This window comes from Streptomyces sp. NPDC024017 (genome assembly GCF_040638895.1).
In the GTDB taxonomy this organism is placed as follows: domain Bacteria; phylum Actinomycetota; class Actinomycetes; order Streptomycetales; family Streptomycetaceae; genus Streptomyces.
Genome location: NZ_JBEZYZ010000004.1, coordinates 64,079 through 80,031 on the forward strand (window position 1 = coordinate 64,079; position 15,953 = coordinate 80,031).

Genomic DNA, 15,953 nt, shown 5'->3' on the forward strand with positions numbered 1-15,953 from the left:
CCACGCACATCGGCCGCGGGACGGGCGCCCGGGGACGGAAGTCCCCGCTCCGGCGCCGCGGCGGCATCGAAAGTCTGCGACGTGGCGACTTTGGTCGACGATCCCGCCGGAGGGCGCGTGGAACGGGCCCCGGCTGCGTAGATTTGGCGCTCGTGAGTGGTGACGACGTGGGGCACGCCTTCCCGGTACCGGTGGGAGAGACACCCGCGCTGTTCACCGGGCGCAGATGGTTCTTTCCGTCCGCCCTCCTGCACGAACTCGACCCCGACGCCGTACGGGCGGGGCGGCGGCCCCGGCGCACCGCCCGCGACTGGGTCGTCGACTTCTCCTGCTTCCTGCTGGCCGTGGCGGTGGGCGCCCTGGCCGTCGACGCGCTCGTCGACAACCCCCATGTGCCGCACGCACTGGCCGTCGTCGACCAGGTGACCGGCGCGCTGGCCTGCGCGGCGGTCTGGCTGCGCCGTCGCTGGCCGCTGGGGCTGGCCGTGGCGATGACCGCCGTCACCTTCGTCTCGGACACCGCGGGCGGCGCGGGCCTCATCGCCCTGTTCACCCTGGCCGTGCACCGGCCCTTCCGGTACGTGGCCTGGGTGGGCGGCGTCAACGTGGCGCTGGTGCCCCTCTACTACTGGGTGCGCCCCGACGCGGAGATCCCCTACCTGGTGAGCGTCCCCTTCGTCGTGGTGCTCACCGTGGCGATCGTCGGCTGGGGCATGTTCGTACGGGCCAAGCGGCAGCTCATGGTGAGCCTCAGGGACCGTGCCCGGCGCGCCGAGACCGAGGCGCGGCTGCGGGCCGAGCAGGCGCAGCGGCTCGCCCGGGAGTCCATCGCACGGGAGATGCACGACGTGCTCGCCCACCGGCTGACGCTGCTGAGCGTGCACGCGGGCGCCCTGGAGTTCCGGCCCGACGCGCCCCCGGCACAGACGGCGCGGGCGGCGGGCGTGATCCGGGAGAGCGCGCACGAGGCGCTCCAGGACCTGCGGGAGATCATCGGGGTGCTGCGGGCGGGCGAGCCCGACGACACGGGCCGGCCGCAGCCGACGCTCGCGGCGCTGGACACACTGGTCGCCGAGTCCCGCGAGGCCGGCATGAAGGTCTCCCTCGACCAGCGGGTCGAGGATCCCGCCGCCGTGCCGTCCATCGTCGGACGCACCGCCTACCGGATCGCCCAGGAGGGCCTGACCAACGCGCGCAAGCACGCCCCCGGCGCGGAGGTCACGGTGACCGTCACCGGCGCGGCCGGCACCGGCCTCACCGTCCGCGTGCACAACCCGCCGCCCGAGGGCGAGGTGCCGCACGTACCCGGCTCCGGGCAGGGCCTGATCGGCCTGACGGAGCGCGCGACCCTCGCGGGCGGCCGGCTGGAGCACGGGCACACACCGGAGGGCGGGTTCGAGGTGCGGGCGTGGCTGCCGTGGGGGTGAGCACCCGCCGCCCGGCCGTCAACCTCGGGCTCCGGGACGGGCGTTGGCCCGGAGCATCGCCCGTCCGGGCCCGCCGCCCGGCCCGGCCGTGATTACGTAAGGCCCATGACTGCGATCAGACTGCTCCTCGTCGACGACGACCCGCTGGTGCGGGCCGGGCTGTCCTTCATGATGGGCGGCGCCGACGACATCGAGATCGTCGGCGAGGCCGCCGACGGCGCCGAGGTGGAGGCCCTCGTCGACCGCACCCGCCCGGACGTCGTGCTCATGGACATCCGGATGCCGACGGTGGACGGCCTCACGGCCACGGAGCGGCTGCGCGCCCGCAAGGACGCCCCGCAGGTGGTGGTGCTCACCACCTTCCACGCCGACGAGCAGGTGCTGCGCGCGCTGCGCGTGGGCGCCGCCGGGTTCGTCCTCAAGGACACCCCGCCCGCCGAGATCCTCGCGGCGGTGCGCCGGGTCGCGGCCGGCGACCCGGTCCTGTCTCCCGCGGTCACCCGCCAGCTCATGCGGCACGCCGTCGGCACCCCCGCCGACACGCGCCGCACCCGCGCGCGGGAACGCATGGCCGTCCTCAACGACCGCGAACGCGAGGTCGCCGTCGCGGTCGGCCGGGGCCTGGCCAACGCCGAGATCGCCACCGGCCTCTTCATGAGCGTCGCCACCGTGAAGACGCACGTCTCGCGCATCCTGGCCAAACTCGACCTCAACAACCGGGTGCAGATCGCGCTGCTCGCCTACGACGCGGGGTTCCTGGAGGAGGAACAGGAAGAGCACTGACCGCCGGGGCTCGCCGTCACGCGAGCGCGTGCGAGGCACCACCGGCGATCTCCGCGAGGTGCACCGGCCTGCGCTCCCGACGCGACAGCTCGCACGCCTCGGCGACCCGCAGCGCCTGCAGCGCCTCACGCCCGTCACAGGGGTTCGCCCGCTCGCCCCGGACGACCTCGACGAACGCGTTCAGCTCCGCCTCGTAGGCGGGGCCGAACCGTTCCAGGAAGCCCGTCCAGGGCTTGTCCGCAGCCGGCGGCCCGGTCGGCTCGGTGGACGCGATCGGCGTACGGTCGTCCAGGCCGACCACGATCTGGTCGCGCTCCCCGGCGAGCTCCATGCGCACGTCGTAGCCCGCCCCGTTCATCCGGGTCGCGGTGAGGGTGGCGAGCGTGCCGCCGTCCAGGGTGAGGAGCGCGGCGGCCGTGTCGACGTCGCCCGCCTCGCGGAACATCCGGGGGCCGGCGTCGGACCCGGCGGCGTAGACGTCCGCCACCTCCCGGTCGGTCACCCAGCGCAGCACGTCGAAGTCGTGGATCAGCGTGTCCCGGTACAGCCCGCCGGACAGCGGCAGCCATGCGGCGTCCGGCGGCGCCTGGTCGCTGGTCAGGGCCCGCACGGTGTGCAGCCGCCCCAGCCGGCCGGACCGCACCGCCTCGCGTGCACCCGTGTAGCCCGCGTCGAAGCGACGCTGGAAGCCCATCTGGAGAACCGTCCCGGCCGTCTCGACCTCGGCGATCGCGCTCAGGGTCCCCGGCAGGTCCAGCGCGATCGGCTTCTCGCAGAACACCGGCAGACCCGAGCGTGCTGCCCGACCGATCAGTTCGGCGTGGGCCGACGTCGCCGTCGTGATCACCACGGCGTCGACGCCCCAGCGGAAGATCTCCTCGACGCCGGGCGCAGCCGTCTCACCCAGCCGGTGCGCCAGTTCCTGGGCCCTGGCGGCGTCCGCGTCCGTGAGGATCAGGGAGCCGACGTCGCGATGCCGACTGAGCGTGTTCGCGTGGATGGTGCCGATGCGGCCCGTACCGATGACGCCGATGCGCATGGAAACAAAGTGCGTGCACAGCCCGCCGCTGTCAATTCGTATGTCCGGACAATCTGACTACACGACTTCCCGTCAACAACGCACAGAGCTACGCTCGGCCCGTGCCGAAACCAGAAGTGGACCCGACCGTGCAGCTCGAGCTGAGTGTGGACCGCAGCTCTCCCGTGCCGTTGTACTTCCAGTTGTCCCAGCAGCTGGAGGCCGCCATCGAGCACGGCACGCTGACCCCCGGCAGCCTGCTGGGCAACGAGATCGAGCTCGCCGCCCGGCTCGGCCTGTCCCGGCCGACCGTCCGCCAGGCGATCCAGTCGCTCGTCGACAAGGGCCTCCTCGTACGCCGCCGCGGCGTGGGCACCCAGGTCGTACACAGCCAGGTCAAACGCCCGCTGGAGCTCAGCAGCCTCTACGACGACCTGGAATCGGCGGGCCAGCGCCCGGCCACCAGGGTCCTCGTCAACAAGCTCGTCCCCGCCTCCGCGGAGGTCGCCGCCGCACTCGGCGTCGCCGAGGACAGCGACGTCCACCGCGTCGAACGCCTGCGCCTCGCCCACGGCGAGCCCATGGCCTATCTCTGCAACTTCCTGCCCCCCGGCCTCATCGACCTCGACACGGACCAGCTGGAGACGACCGGCCTCTACCGCCTGATGCGGGCGGCCGGCATCACCTTGCACAGCGCCCGCCAGTCGATCGGTGCCCGAGCCGCCACGACGGAGGAGGCGGACCGCCTGACGGAGGAGACGGGCGCGCCGCTGCTGACGATGCAACGCGTCACGTTCGACGACACGGGCCGAGCGGTGGAATACGGCACACACACGTACCGCCCGACGCGCTACAGCTTCGAATTCCAGTTGCTGGTGCGTTCTTGAGGGGCGCGGGGAACTGCGCGATCAGCCCCCACCGGCCCGCACTCGACGATGATCCGCACCACCCCGCTGCTCCGCACCCCGCCTCCCGGTGAGGCAGAATCGGCGGCGATGAGCACCTACCGCGACTTCACCGCCCCCATCGGCTCCCGCCGTGCCACCGTGCTCCGCACCGTCGGCACCCGGGAGCGCCGCTCGCACCTGACGGCCCCCCGCGTGCCCACGGTCGGCATCGACATCGGCGGTACGAAGGTGATGGCGGGTGTCGTCGACGCCGACGGCAACATCCTGGAGATGCTCCGCACGGAGACCCCGGACAAGTCCAAGAGCCCGAAGGTCGTCGAGGACACCATCGCCGAGCTGGTCCTCGATCTCTCCGACCGGCACGACGTGCACGCCGTCGGCATCGGTGCGGCCGGCTGGGTGGACGCCGACCGCAACCGCGTGCTGTTCGCCCCCCACCTGTCCTGGCGCAACGAACCGCTCCGCGACCGCCTCTCGGGCCGGCTCTCCGTCCCCGTCCTCGTGGACAACGACGCCAACACCGCCGCCTGGGCCGAGTGGCGCTTCGGCGCCGGCCGCGGCGAGGACCACCTCGTCATGATCACCCTCGGCACCGGCATCGGCGGCGCGATCCTGGAGGACGGCCAGGTCAAGCGCGGCAAGTACGGCGTAGCCGGTGAGTTCGGCCATATGCAGGTCGTGCCCGGCGGCCACCGCTGCCCGTGCGGCAACCGCGGCTGCTGGGAGCAGTACAGCTCCGGGAACGCCCTGGTCCGCGAGGCCCGCGAGCTGGCCGCCGCCGACTCGCCCGTCGCGTACGGGATCATCGAGCACGTCAAGGGCAACATCGGCGACATCACCGGCCCGATGATCACCGAGCTGGCCCGCGACGGCGACGCCATGTGCATCGAGCTGCTCCAGGACATCGGCCAGTGGCTCGGCGTCGGCATCGCCAACCTCGCCGCCGCGCTCGACCCCTCCTGCTTCGTGATCGGCGGCGGTGTCTCGGCCGCCGACGACCTGCTGATCGGCCCGGCCCGGGACGCCTTCAAGCGGCACCTCACCGGCCGCGGCTACCGTCCCGAGGCCCGCATCGTCCGTGCCCAGCTCGGCCCCGAGGCCGGCATGGTCGGAGCCGCCGACCTCGCCCGGCTGGTCGCCCGCCGCTTCCGCCGCGCCAAGCGCCGCCGCGTGGAGCGCTACGAGCGCTACGAGCGGTACACGCAGTCGCTCCGCAGCACCCAGGAGACGCTGTGACCGCATCCCTGCCCCACCAGGGACCCTGGCCCGACGAGCCGGACCGCCCGGTCGAGGACCGCCGCCACATGATCCGCCGCAGGGCGCTCACCCTGCTGATCATCGTGCTGCTCATCGGCATCCCGGCCGGCTACCTCGTCATCTCCGCGAACCAGAGCCGCGACAGCGGCAAGGACAAAGAGGCGAAGTACTCGGCGACCGGCCTGACCGCGGGCTGGCCCTCCAAGCTCCAGCGCAGGATCTACCAGGTGCCCGTCCCGCACCCGGCCTGGCACGTGGCGTACTACGAGACGAACAACTGGAAGACCAGCCGTCTCTACACGCAGTTCGAGACCAACGCGGCCGGCCTGGACGCCTACCTGACCGGCCTGGGCGTGACCCGCAAGGACTTGGAGAAGGGCCACATCACCATCGGCGCCCGCGACCGGAAGGTCACCGGCTGGAAGTTCGCCACGACCGACTCCTGGTACGGCTTCGTCCACCGGCAGAAGAACCCGGCCCCCACCCACGACGTGGTCGTGGACCTGTCCAACCCGGCGTACCCCTGGGTGTACGTCGTGTCCCGGACCGTGCCCTGAGCCGCCGCCGGAGCCGATTGTCAGACCCCGCCCGTAGAGTCGGAGACAACTGATCCGACACGCGGGGCGGGAGGTGGCAGGACGTATGGGAGAGGTGGCTCCGGTGGCCGAGCGGGCGGGGGACGCGACGGTCCCGGTCCGGCTCCCGGCCGTCTTCCTGCCCGCGCCCCTGCCGCGCGAGGGGCGCATCGCCTTCTGGGACCCCGAGGGCGAGCCCCTGCCCGCCGAGGACACCGAGCTGACCGTCGTACGACGGCACGGCGCCGGAGTCCGGCGGCGCACCACCCCCGCGCTGACCCTCCCGCTCGACGCGGCCCTGCCGCTCCTCGTGCGCGCCCGGCACGACCCCGCGGCCCACCCCGCCACGGCCTGCTGGGGCGCTGCCGCCCTGCACGCCCTGCGGCTGACCGCCCGCGGCCGGCTGCTGCCCGGCCTCACCGCCACGGGCCACGACGCCTGGCGCGCCGGCCCCCTCGACCCGGACGACATCGCGCACCTGCGCGCGGTGGCCGCCGCCCTGCCCCACGAGGGCCACGCCGTGCCGCTGCCCGGCCCCGGCCCGATCCTGCTGCCCGAACCGGAAGCGCTGGTGCGCGCCTTCCTCGACGCGGTCGCCGACACCCTGCCCCGCACCCCGGCCGCGCCCCACACCTCCGGCCGTCCCTTCGCGGCCCGCGAGGCCCAGCACCTGCCCACCGCCCACGACTGGGCCGCCGAGGTCGCCGCCGGCATGGACGCCGGCGTGCGGATCTCGCTCCGCCTGGACCTGTCGGCGTACGACCTCTTCGACGACGCCTCCGACGGCGGCGCCCGCAGCGCCGGCGCCGCGATCGTCCAGGTGCACAGCCTCGCCGACCCCACCCTCGTGGCCGACGCGGCGGCCCTGTGGGCGGGCGGGGCCGACGACGCGTTCGGTCCCCGCGCGCGCGTGGACGCGGCCCTCGCCGTCCGCCGCGCGGCCCGCGTCTGGCCCCCGCTCGACCGGCTCGCCGACCAGGACGTGCCCGACGTGCTGGCCCTGACCGAGGACGAGCTGAGCGACCTGCTCGGGGTCGCGGCGACCCGGCTCGCCGCGGCCGGGGTCGCCGTGCACTGGCCGCGGGACCTCGCGCAGGACCTGTCCGCCGCGGCGGTGGTCCGTCCGGCCCCCGGCTCGGCGACCGACGGCACCGGCTTCTTCGAGAGCGAGGACCTCCTCCAGTTCCGCTGGCAGCTGGCGCTCGGCGGCGACCCGCTCACGGACACCGAGATGGACGCCCTCGCCGAGGCCCACCGCCCGGTCGTCCGGCTGCGCGACCAGTGGGTGCTGGTCGACCCGGCGATCGTCCGCAAGGCCCGCAAACGGGACCTGGGCCTGCTCGACCCGGTCGACGCGCTGTCCGTCGCCCTCACCGGCACGGCCGACGTGGACGGAGAGACGGTCGAGGCCGTCCCCGTCGGTGCGCTGGCCGCCCTGCGCGACCGCCTGACCGCGGGGATCCGCCCGGCCGAACCGCCCCCGGGCCTGCAGGCCACCCTCCGGGACTACCAGCTCCGTGGCCTGGCGTGGCTCGACCTGATGACCACCCTCGGCCTCGGCGGCTGCCTCGCCGACGACATGGGCCTCGGCAAGACCGTCACCCTCATCGCCCTGCACCTGAAGCGGGCCCGCCGCGAACCGACCCTCGTCGTCTGCCCGGCCTCCCTGCTGGGCAACTGGCAGCGGGAGATCACCCGCTTCGCCCCCGGCGTCCCCGTCCGCCGCTTCCACGGCCCGGACCGCAGCCTCGACGGTCTGGACGGAGGTTTCGTCCTCACCACGTACGGCACCATGCGCTCGGCGGCCCCCGCCCTGGCCGAGCGCACCTGGGGCATGGTCGTCGCCGACGAGGCGCAGCACGTCAAGAACCCCTACTCGGCCACCGCCAAGGCGCTGCGCACGATCCCCGCCCCCGCGCGCGTGGCCCTGACGGGCACCCCCGTCGAGAACAACCTCTCGGAGCTGTGGGCCCTGCTCGACTGGACCACCCCGGGCCTCCTCGGCCCGCTGAAGTCCTTCCGCGCCCGGCACGCGCGTGCCGTGGAGAACGGCGAGGACGAGGAGGCGGTGGAGCGCCTCGCCCGCCTGGTCCGGCCCTTCCTGCTGCGCCGCAAGAAGTCCGACCCGGGCATCGTGCCCGAGCTGCCGCCCAAGACGGAGACCGACCACCCCGTCCCGCTCACCCGCGAACAGGCCGCGCTGTACGAGGCGGTGGTCCGCGAGTCGATGCTCGCCATCGAGACGGCCGAGGGCATGCCCCGCCGCGGCCTGGTGCTGAAGCTCCTCACCTCGCTGAAGCAGATCTGCAACCACCCCGCGCTGTTCCTGAAGGAGGAGCACGCCCGGGCCGCGGGCGACCGGCTCGCCGCCCGCTCCGGCAAACTCGCCCTGCTGGACGAGCTGCTGGACACCCTGCTGGCCGAGGACGGGTCCGCCCTCGTGTTCACCCAGTACGTCGGGATGGCCCGCCTGATCACCTCCCACCTGGCCACCCGAGCGGTCCCGGTCGACCTCCTCCACGGCGGCACCCCGGTCCCCGAGCGGGAGCGCATGGTGGACCGCTTCCAGGCCGGTTCGACGCCGGTCCTGGTGCTGTCGCTCAAGGCGGCCGGCACCGGCCTGAACCTCACCCGGGCGGGCCACGTCGTGCACTTCGACCGCTGGTGGAACCCGGCCGTCGAGGAGCAGGCCACCGACCGCGCCTACCGCATCGGCCAGACCCAGCCGGTGCAGGTCCACCGCCTCATCACCGAGGGCACCATCGAGGACCGCATCGCCGAGATGCTTCAGTCCAAGCGCGCCCTGGCCGACGCGATCCTCGGCTCCGGCGAGTCCTCCCTCACGGAACTGACGGACCGGGAGCTGTCCGACCTGGTGTCCCTGCGGAGGTCGTCATGACACCCAGCCCGGCCGACGAGGCCCGCCGGGCCCTGCGCGAGGCCCGGGAGCGGGCGGCCCAGGACCACCCCGACCCGCCACCGTCCGCCCGGCCGGAGCCGACCCCGGCCGGGGAAGCGGCCGACCAGGAGGCACCCAGGCCGGCCGACGTGGCCCGCGAGGCACTGACGAGTGCGGCGGCGGCCACCCCGGCTCGTGCGACCCCCGCGGGGCCCTCCGCCAAGACGGGTGCCGAGCCGCGCGCGGCGGACGTCGCGCGCGAAGCACTGCGCGCGGCTCGGGACGACGCGCGGCGGGCCCGGGAGGAGACCGAGCGGGAAGGCGCACGCCGCAGGCGCCGAGCTCGGCAGAGCGCCGTGGACGACAGGGCAGCCGCTGCGCGACGGGCGGGCGCAGACGTCCCCGCCAGGGGCGTGAGTGACGTACGGCAGTTGCTGTCCGACGCTTTCCGGATGCCGAGCACGCCGGACACGACCTCGGACGACCATGAGCGAACGACCGGGCAGGGGGGCCAGTCCGCTCGTATGACCGACCTGCTGCACGGTCCCGCCGGCCGAAGCCCGGAGACGCCGGACAGCGGGCACGGCCCGGCCGCGCCGGGCTCGGAGACGCGGGGCAGGGCCGAAAGCCCGGAGCCCTGGTCCGGGCCCTCGGCCGCCTCGACCGGGACCGGCGACCCGGCACCCCGGGAACCGGACCCCGCCCCGCACGCCGACGACCCGGCGACGCCTGCCCCGACCTCGGCCCCGACCCACGCCCGGCCCCGCCACCCCGCGCCGCCGAGCTCCACGACCGACGACCCCGCGCCGCCCCCGGCCACGGCGTCCCGCACCCCACGGTCCCCCCGCTCCATGGCCGCCCCCGCCCGCGACCACGAACTCCGCCGCACCTTCCCGCCCTTCCCACCCCGGGACGGCGACCGCTTCGCCGAGAGCTGGTGGGGAAACGCCTGGGTCGGCGCGCTGGAGCAGGGCGCGCTGGACGTGAAGCGGCTGGAGCGCGGGCGGGGATACGCAGGGCAGGGGAACGTCGACGCCATCACCGTGACACCCGGACTGGTGCTGGCCTACGTCCAGGGCAGCCGCCCCCGCCCGTACCGCGTCCAGGTACGCCTGCGCACGCTCGACGACACCGACTGGGACCGGTTCCTGGACGCGGCCGCCGACCGCCCCGGGCACATCGCTGCGCTGCTCGACAAGGAGATGCCCCAGTCCCTCGCGGAGTGCGGCGTGCCGCTGCTGCCCGGCCCCGGTGAGCTGGAGCCCCGGTGCAGCTGCCCCGACCGCGGCCACCCCTGCAAGCACGCGGCCGCCCTCTGCTACCAGACCGCCCGGCTGCTCGACGCCGATCCCTTCGTCCTGCTCCTGCTGCGCGGCCGGGGCGAGCGTGAAGTGCTCGACGCGCTGTCCCGGCTGAGTGCCACCCGTGCGGCGCGCGCAGCACGGGACAGGGGCCCGGCTCCCCTGCCCGGCGTCCGCGCCGCGGAGGTCCTCGCGTCGCGGACCCTGCCGCCTCTCCCCGCCCCCCTGCCCGCGCCTCCGCACCCCGAGCAGCCCCCGGCCTACCCGGCGGCCCCCGGCGGCCCGGACCCCTTCGCGCTGGACCAGCTGGCCACGGACGCCGCCGCCCGCGCCCACGCCCTGCTCAGCACCGGCCGAGACCCGGTCGGCCGGCTGACCTTCTGGCAGGACGCGGTCCGCCTGGCCGCAGCCCGCCCCGGGGCGGGACTCACCGCCGGCACCCGGGCGCTCTACTCGTCGCTCGCCTCCGCGGCGGACCGCACCCCGTCCGAGCTGGCCCGCGCGGTCGCCGCCTGGCGTCAGGGCGGGCTGGAGGGCCTCGCCGTACTGGAGGAGCCGTGGGATCCGCCGGCCGGGCGGTTCGACCGGGCCCGCCCCCTCCTGCTCGCAGCCGACCTGCCCGCCTTCCGCCCCTGGCGCAACCACCTCACCCACCCGCAGGGCCACGTCCAGCTCCGCCTCGGCCGCGACGGCCTCTGGTACGCCTACGAGTCCGAGCCGGGCCACGACGACTGGTGGCCCAGAGGCACCCCCGACCTGGACCCGGTCGGCGCCCTCACCGGCCTCGGCCTGCCGATCGACCTCTGAGGGCGCCCCGCGCCCCCCGGGGCAGGTGCGTGCAGGCGGCGTGAAACAACCTCACCCGACGAGGCAGCTCACCTCACGCGGCCTTCGTCCGGTCCGGTCTCCTCCTCGTCGCCGGGAAGGTGGACGTCGCCGACGGCGATGTTCACCTCGACGACCTCCAGGCCCGTCATCCGCTCCACCGCACTGATCACGTGGGAACGCGCGTCAGCGGCCACGTCGACGATGGGCACGCCGTACTCGACGACGATGTCCAGGTCCACGGCGGCCTGCCGCTCCCCGACCTCGACCTTCACGCCTCGGGTGACCCCGCCGCCTCCGCCCGCGACCCGGCCGCGCATGGCTCCCACGGCACGGGCCATGCCCGCGCCCAGGCTGTGGATGCCCGGCACCTCGCGGGCGGCCATGCCCGCGATCTTGGCCACCACGCCGTCGGCGATGCTGGTCTTCCCCCGGGTCTCCGCCGGGGCGGCGGCCCCGGTGCGTTCCTTCAGCGCGGTCACGCTCTGCGTCATGGCGATCACCTCGATCGGTCGGCGGACACCTGCGATGCCCGCCGAAGGACTCACGTCCTACTGCTGATTTTGCTGTTCGTCCTCCTCCTCCATCAGCCGGAGGCCCTCGTGCGTCAGGGAGACGGTGGCCGGGGTCCGGTGCGAGGTCCAGTCCACGCTGATCAGACCGTCGTCGGCCAGGTAGACGCAGGCCGCGGAGAGATCCTCGTCCGGCAGGTCCAGCTCGTCGTGGAGCGCCGATCCGCTCACCTCGGGGCGATTGCGTTCGACGGCCCCGTACAGGACTCGCAGGACCGCCTTCCGGTTGTTCTTGCGTTCACGGAGTTTCGTCATGGCGGTCGTTCTCCGGTCACGAACCGGTCGCAAGAGGCCGGTCCGTGGCGGTGTCGAGCAGGATCTGCCGGGCCTGCTTGGGGTTGTCGGTGTGGACCGCTTCGGCCATCGCGGACCGTGCCGCCGCCACGGGCGTCTCCGGCGGCACCACGAGCAGAGTGAAGAGGTCCTGGTCCCCGCGGGTCACGAGCGCGGTGTCGTCACCCGTGGAGAAGGAATCGATGCGTACCACCTGGTCGTTGACGGTGATCCGCGTCGGCAGCTCGTTCCAGGCCGTGCTGTCCAGGCCGATCCGGGTGATCGGTCCGAGGCGCTCGGTCAGTGCGGTGATCAGGCCGGGCAGTTCGGCGGCGACGTCCCTGGAGCGGGGCCACCATGCGCCGTCGAGGATGCCCTGGCGCTCGTGGGTGGTGGTGAGCCGCAGCAGCGCGGTTCCGGGGCGGATCGATTCGTGCAGGCCGTCCGGCAGCAGTCCTGCCCCGGTCGGGGGATGGGGGTCGGGCATCGCGCTCACCTGCCTGTTCGGACGGCGGCAGGCCGCTGGCCAAGGGTGGTGCCGGTGGGGTGGAGCAGCTGCCGCGGAGGGCGCCGCGACACCGCGCTCTCTTCGCCCTCCACGCTACTCCTGACTCCGCCGACGCGGCCGCCGCTGCCCGGCGCCCGAGCCGCCCCCCGGGTTCAGGGCGCCGGAACGCGCAGGGCGAGGAGGGCCACGTCGTCGGCGCTGCCGGGAGGCACGTGCGCGAGCACCTGATCGCACAGGAAGTCCAGGGGTTCGCGTACGAGCGTCAGGGCCTGACGGCGCAGCCGGCGCAGGCCGGTCTCCAGGTCGCTGCCGGGGGTCTCGATCAGGCCGTCGGTGTACAGCAGCAGCGTGGATCCGGGTGGCAGCGGCCGCGTGGCGTTCGGGCGGCTCCCGGCGGGGAGGGGACCCGCACCGAGGAGGAGTCCCTGCCCGTCTTCGAGGTACTGGGCCTGTCCGTCCTGGGTGAGGAGCAGAGGCGGCGGATGCCCGGCGCTGGTCCACTGCAGCGTCCAGGGGCCGGTGTGCGGGTCGCCCGTGACCCGGGCGAGCACGAGCGTGGCGAGCGGGACGGTGGTGATGACGGGCATGGCGTCGTCGAGACGGTCGGCGATGGCGCCTGGCGGTCCGGTGTGGTCCCAGGTCAGTGAGCGCAGGATGCCGTGCAGCTGGGCCATGCCGGCCGCCGCCGTCAGGTCGTGGCCCACGACATCGCCGATGACCAGCGCGAGCGTGCCGTCCTTCAGCGTGAAGGCGTCGTACCAGTCCCCGCCGACCTGGGAGCCGGCCGGGGCGGGCTGGTAGCGGGCGGCCAGCCGCAGCCGGCCGGGCTCGGGGAGCGGGGCGAGCAGGTTGTGCTGCATGGCCTCGGCGACGGCGCGCTGGCGGCCGAACCGGCGGGCGTTGTCGATGACGAGGCCGACCCGGCGGCCGATGTCGCCCACGACTTTCAGGTCGCCGGTGTCGAAGGGGTGGGCGGGGTCGGTGCGCACCACCGTCAGGGCCCCGGTGATCTGATGCTCGGCGCCGAGCGGCACCGTGATGACGGAGGTCGCGCCGACCGCGCGCAGGAAGCCGCGGTGGACGGCGGTCAGGGCGGAGTGGTCCTCGGCCGGGGCGGCCGTCTCCGCCTCGGCCTGGAGTACGGGATCCCCGCCGTTCAGCACCTGGACCAGAGGTGAGAGGGCGGCCTCACCGGCCTCGGGAAGGCGTTCGCGCCAGTCCTCCAGCCGCATGTCCCGGCCGATCGGTCCGGTCACGGCCACGCGGTGGATCTCGCCGGAGGCGAGCCGTAGATCCACCGCCGTCCAGTCGGCGAGGCGGGGGACCAGCAGATGGCCCAGGCGGGCGAGGGCGTCGTCGGTCTCCAGGGTCTGACCGAGTACGTCGGTGATCTCCGCGACCAGGGTCAGCCGCTCGTTCAGGTCTTCCAGGGCGCGTGTGCGGACGGCACGCTCCCGTCGCGCGCCGCGATCCACGGTGGCGTCCGCGAACAGCACGGCCGTGCCCGTGACGTGGCCGTCGTCCATCAGGGGAGAGGTCGACCAGGAGATCGCGACCCGGCGTCCGTCACCCCGCAGGTAGGTGTCTCCCTCCCCGTGTGCCGGGGTCCCCCCGGTCAGCGAACGCAGCAGCGGGCACTGGTCCCGCGGGATCCGTCCGCCGTCCGCCGGCCGGTGCAGCAGATCGTGGGCGTCCTCCCCGCGCATCGCCGCGGCGGTACGGCCCAGCAGCCGCTCGGCCGCCGCATTGACCGCGAGGATCTGCCCGGTCGGGTCCACCACCATCAGGGCTGTGCTCAGCTGCTCGACGACCTGCTGCCAGAAGTCCGGCTCGGCCGCGGACCACCGCAGCCCCTCACCACCCGCACTCAGCACCGCACCGCCCTCCTGTCGGGCAAACCCCAGGCAACCCTCGCCGACGACGGTGGACCTGTCGATGGACCGACGCACCAGCAGACCCATGGTCCCTCCGCGAAAGCGAAACCGCCCCCACGGCGCGGATCGGACGTGAGCTCGAGGCCCGCCGGGCGGCTGTGCGCTGCCCGGTCGAGGCGCAGCAGCGGCGGAGTACGGTGGACGCACCGGAGGTTCTTCGCGCACCGGCTCCGCTGCGGGTGCCGTTTCCGGGTGATCGGCAGCGCCGGGGACGCCCGCACGAGCCCCGGGGACAGGTCCGCGCCATGACCGTGAGCATCGACCGCACGACATCGGGCGGACGCGCCCCGTCGCCTCCGGCCCGCTTGTCCGTGATGTCCGCGCCGGGCGGACTCGACGGCCTGTGGTGGCCACGCTCTCGTGCCCTCGCGCGCGAGCTGCCGGACCTGACAGCCGCACTGGGCGACCTCTGGGGCCGCATCACGGGTGTCACGGTGAACCCGGCGTACTGGCCCGTCATTCCGCACGGGGTGTCCTTCGCCGGACGCACCGTGCCGGTGCACTCGACCACCGGGGAGCAGGATCCGCACCGGGTGACCCTCGTGTGCGCCGGTGGGAGCCGGGACGTGCTGGTGATTCCGCCGGAGACCGGCGCGACGGCAGCCGCACGGCTGATGTCGGACGACGGCAGGCGGGCCCCGGACGTTCCGACCGGCGAAGGACCGGCAAACGCATCACCGTCCGCATAGCCCTACCGGCGAGGTCGATGGCGCCGAAGATCAGCATGCGGGAGCTTCAGCGGCGTGACCTTCATGGACTCCAGCGGGTCAGGTCCATCGCGGGAGCCGACACCGGCAGGCCGTGCTCCGCCTTGATACGGGTGAGGAAGTCCACCGCACGGCCGGCAACTCTCCTGAGACGTCAAACTCAGAGTGAATCAATATCTGTTCCCGAGGGATCAGATTTTGGGGGGCGGCGCGGCGGGAGTTTTTGCCGCGAAGGGAAGAGTGCAATTATCCAACGCACACGGGCCGCTCCGGCGTGCTACTGTCTATCTCAGTTGCAGTTGTGGTTCCCAAAACTTCAAGTGCCCCCACCAGGATTCTGTCGGGCGGGAGCACTTTTGTATTTCCGGTCATTTCCGGGCGGGGTAATCATCGCGGCGACACGGCGTCCGCGTGGTGCGGACGCCGATGCACTGCCCCAAGGAGATATGACATGGCTGCTGGTACCGTGAAGTGGTTCAACGCGGAAAAGGGCTTCGGCTTCATCGAGCAGGACGGTGGCGGCGCCGACGTGTTCGCCCACTACTCGAACATTGCCGCGCAGGGCTTCCGTGAGCTTCTCGAAGGCCAGAAGGTGAACTTCGACATCGCGCAGGGCCAGAAGGGCCCGACGGCCGAGAACATCGTTCCGGCCTGACGCTCACGCGCAATCCGCAGCTGGGGCCCGCATCCTTCGGGGTGCGGGCCCCAGCTGCACGCGTATCCCGCAGCGGCTTTCACCCGCGGGACGCCCCGGAGGAATCCGCAGTACCACCACAAGCGGTTCCTCCCTCAGGACGCACACACATCCTGAAGTGCTGCACCGCAGCCGGCGCCCGGATCGCAAGGTCCCCATCGCGTCACCCCTTTCAGCACCTGTGCCCACGGATGTTTCCGCCGGTCAGATCTGCTTTCTTTTGTCACCGGTCCATACTTGTAATTCTCCGTGCCATTCGTCGCAGCGGGAAT

14 protein-coding genes are annotated in these 15,953 nt (G+C 73.6%); 9 read left to right on the top strand and 5 right to left on the bottom strand.

Annotated features, from left to right (window positions below):
- Positions 1–209 precede the first annotated feature (209 nt).
- Both AB0G20_RS11675 and AB0G20_RS11680 read left to right on the top strand, forming a co-directional pair.
- The gene (locus AB0G20_RS11675; RefSeq protein ID WP_361300884.1) at positions 210–1,427 is read left to right on the top strand and encodes a histidine kinase; all 1,218 of its coding nucleotides are present in this window, start codon (positions 210–212) and stop codon (positions 1,425–1,427) included.
- Between the two features lie 105 nt (positions 1,428–1,532).
- Positions 1,533–2,210 (top strand): response regulator transcription factor, encoded by a 678-nt coding sequence (locus AB0G20_RS11680; protein ID WP_361299576.1) that lies wholly within the window; start codon positions 1,533–1,535, stop codon positions 2,208–2,210.
- A 16-nt stretch (positions 2,211–2,226) separates the two neighbouring features.
- On the opposite strand, the gene AB0G20_RS11685 is transcribed toward AB0G20_RS11680, so the two are convergent.
- Positions 2,227–3,249, bottom strand: coding sequence for a Gfo/Idh/MocA family oxidoreductase (locus tag AB0G20_RS11685; RefSeq protein WP_361299579.1), 1,023 nt, complete (start codon positions 3,247–3,249; stop codon positions 2,227–2,229).
- 128 nt (positions 3,250–3,377) lie between these two features.
- Between AB0G20_RS11685 and AB0G20_RS11690 the strand changes: the two genes are divergently transcribed.
- The 5 genes from AB0G20_RS11690 to AB0G20_RS11710 all read left to right on the top strand — a co-directional run bounded on the left by AB0G20_RS11690 (position 3,378) and on the right by AB0G20_RS11710 (position 10,975).
- On the top strand, positions 3,378–4,115 hold the full coding sequence (locus AB0G20_RS11690) for a GntR family transcriptional regulator (RefSeq protein ID WP_361300887.1): 738 nt from the start codon (positions 3,378–3,380) through the stop codon (positions 4,113–4,115).
- A gap of 108 nt (positions 4,116–4,223) precedes the next feature.
- On the top strand, positions 4,224–5,372 hold the full coding sequence (locus tag AB0G20_RS11695; protein WP_361299582.1) for an ROK family glucokinase: 1,149 nt from the start codon (positions 4,224–4,226) through the stop codon (positions 5,370–5,372).
- Positions 5,369–5,950 carry a sugar kinase gene (locus AB0G20_RS11700; RefSeq protein ID WP_361299585.1) on the top strand — a complete coding sequence of 194 codons (582 nt, stop codon included), beginning with the start codon at positions 5,369–5,371 and terminating at the stop codon, positions 5,948–5,950. Before AB0G20_RS11695 ends, AB0G20_RS11700 begins: the two co-directional genes overlap by 4 nt.
- A gap of 85 nt (positions 5,951–6,035) precedes the next feature.
- Positions 6,036–8,867, top strand: a complete 2,832-nt coding sequence (locus tag AB0G20_RS11705; protein ID WP_361299588.1) for a DEAD/DEAH box helicase — start codon at positions 6,036–6,038, stop codon at positions 8,865–8,867.
- Positions 8,864–10,975 carry an SWIM zinc finger family protein gene (locus AB0G20_RS11710; protein ID WP_361299591.1) on the top strand — a complete coding sequence of 704 codons (2,112 nt, stop codon included), beginning with the start codon at positions 8,864–8,866 and terminating at the stop codon, positions 10,973–10,975. The genes AB0G20_RS11705 and AB0G20_RS11710 overlap by 4 nt, the downstream gene beginning before the upstream one ends.
- Positions 10,976–11,043: 68 nt before the next feature.
- Here the strand turns inward: AB0G20_RS11710 and AB0G20_RS11715 are convergent, their stop codons facing one another.
- The 4 genes from AB0G20_RS11715 to AB0G20_RS11730 all read right to left on the bottom strand — a co-directional run bounded on the left by AB0G20_RS11715 (position 11,044) and on the right by AB0G20_RS11730 (position 14,307).
- Positions 11,044–11,487 carry an Asp23/Gls24 family envelope stress response protein gene (locus AB0G20_RS11715; protein ID WP_361299594.1) on the bottom strand — a complete coding sequence of 148 codons (444 nt, stop codon included), beginning with the start codon at positions 11,485–11,487 and terminating at the stop codon, positions 11,044–11,046.
- Positions 11,488–11,544: 57 nt separating this feature from the next.
- Positions 11,545–11,820, bottom strand: a complete 276-nt coding sequence (locus AB0G20_RS11720) for a hypothetical protein (RefSeq protein ID WP_361299597.1) — start codon at positions 11,818–11,820, stop codon at positions 11,545–11,547.
- A 16-nt stretch (positions 11,821–11,836) separates the two neighbouring features.
- On the bottom strand, positions 11,837–12,325 hold the full coding sequence (locus tag AB0G20_RS11725; protein ID WP_361299600.1) for a DUF5994 family protein: 489 nt from the start codon (positions 12,323–12,325) through the stop codon (positions 11,837–11,839).
- A 173-nt stretch (positions 12,326–12,498) separates the two neighbouring features.
- Complete coding sequence (locus tag AB0G20_RS11730) at positions 12,499–14,307, bottom strand: SpoIIE family protein phosphatase (protein WP_361299603.1); 1,809 nt, start codon at positions 14,305–14,307, stop codon at positions 12,499–12,501.
- A gap of 218 nt (positions 14,308–14,525) precedes the next feature.
- Between AB0G20_RS11730 and AB0G20_RS11735 the strand changes: the two genes are divergently transcribed.
- Together AB0G20_RS11735 and AB0G20_RS11740 are read left to right on the top strand one after the other, a co-directional pair.
- Positions 14,526–14,969: a DUF5994 family protein gene (locus AB0G20_RS11735; RefSeq protein ID WP_361299606.1), complete on the top strand. Its 444-nt coding sequence runs from the start codon at positions 14,526–14,528 to the stop codon at positions 14,967–14,969.
- Between the two features lie 469 nt (positions 14,970–15,438).
- Entirely contained in the window at positions 15,439–15,642 is a 204-nt protein-coding gene (locus tag AB0G20_RS11740; protein ID WP_003973099.1) for a cold-shock protein, read from the top strand.
- Positions 15,643–15,953: the final 311 nt, after the last annotated feature.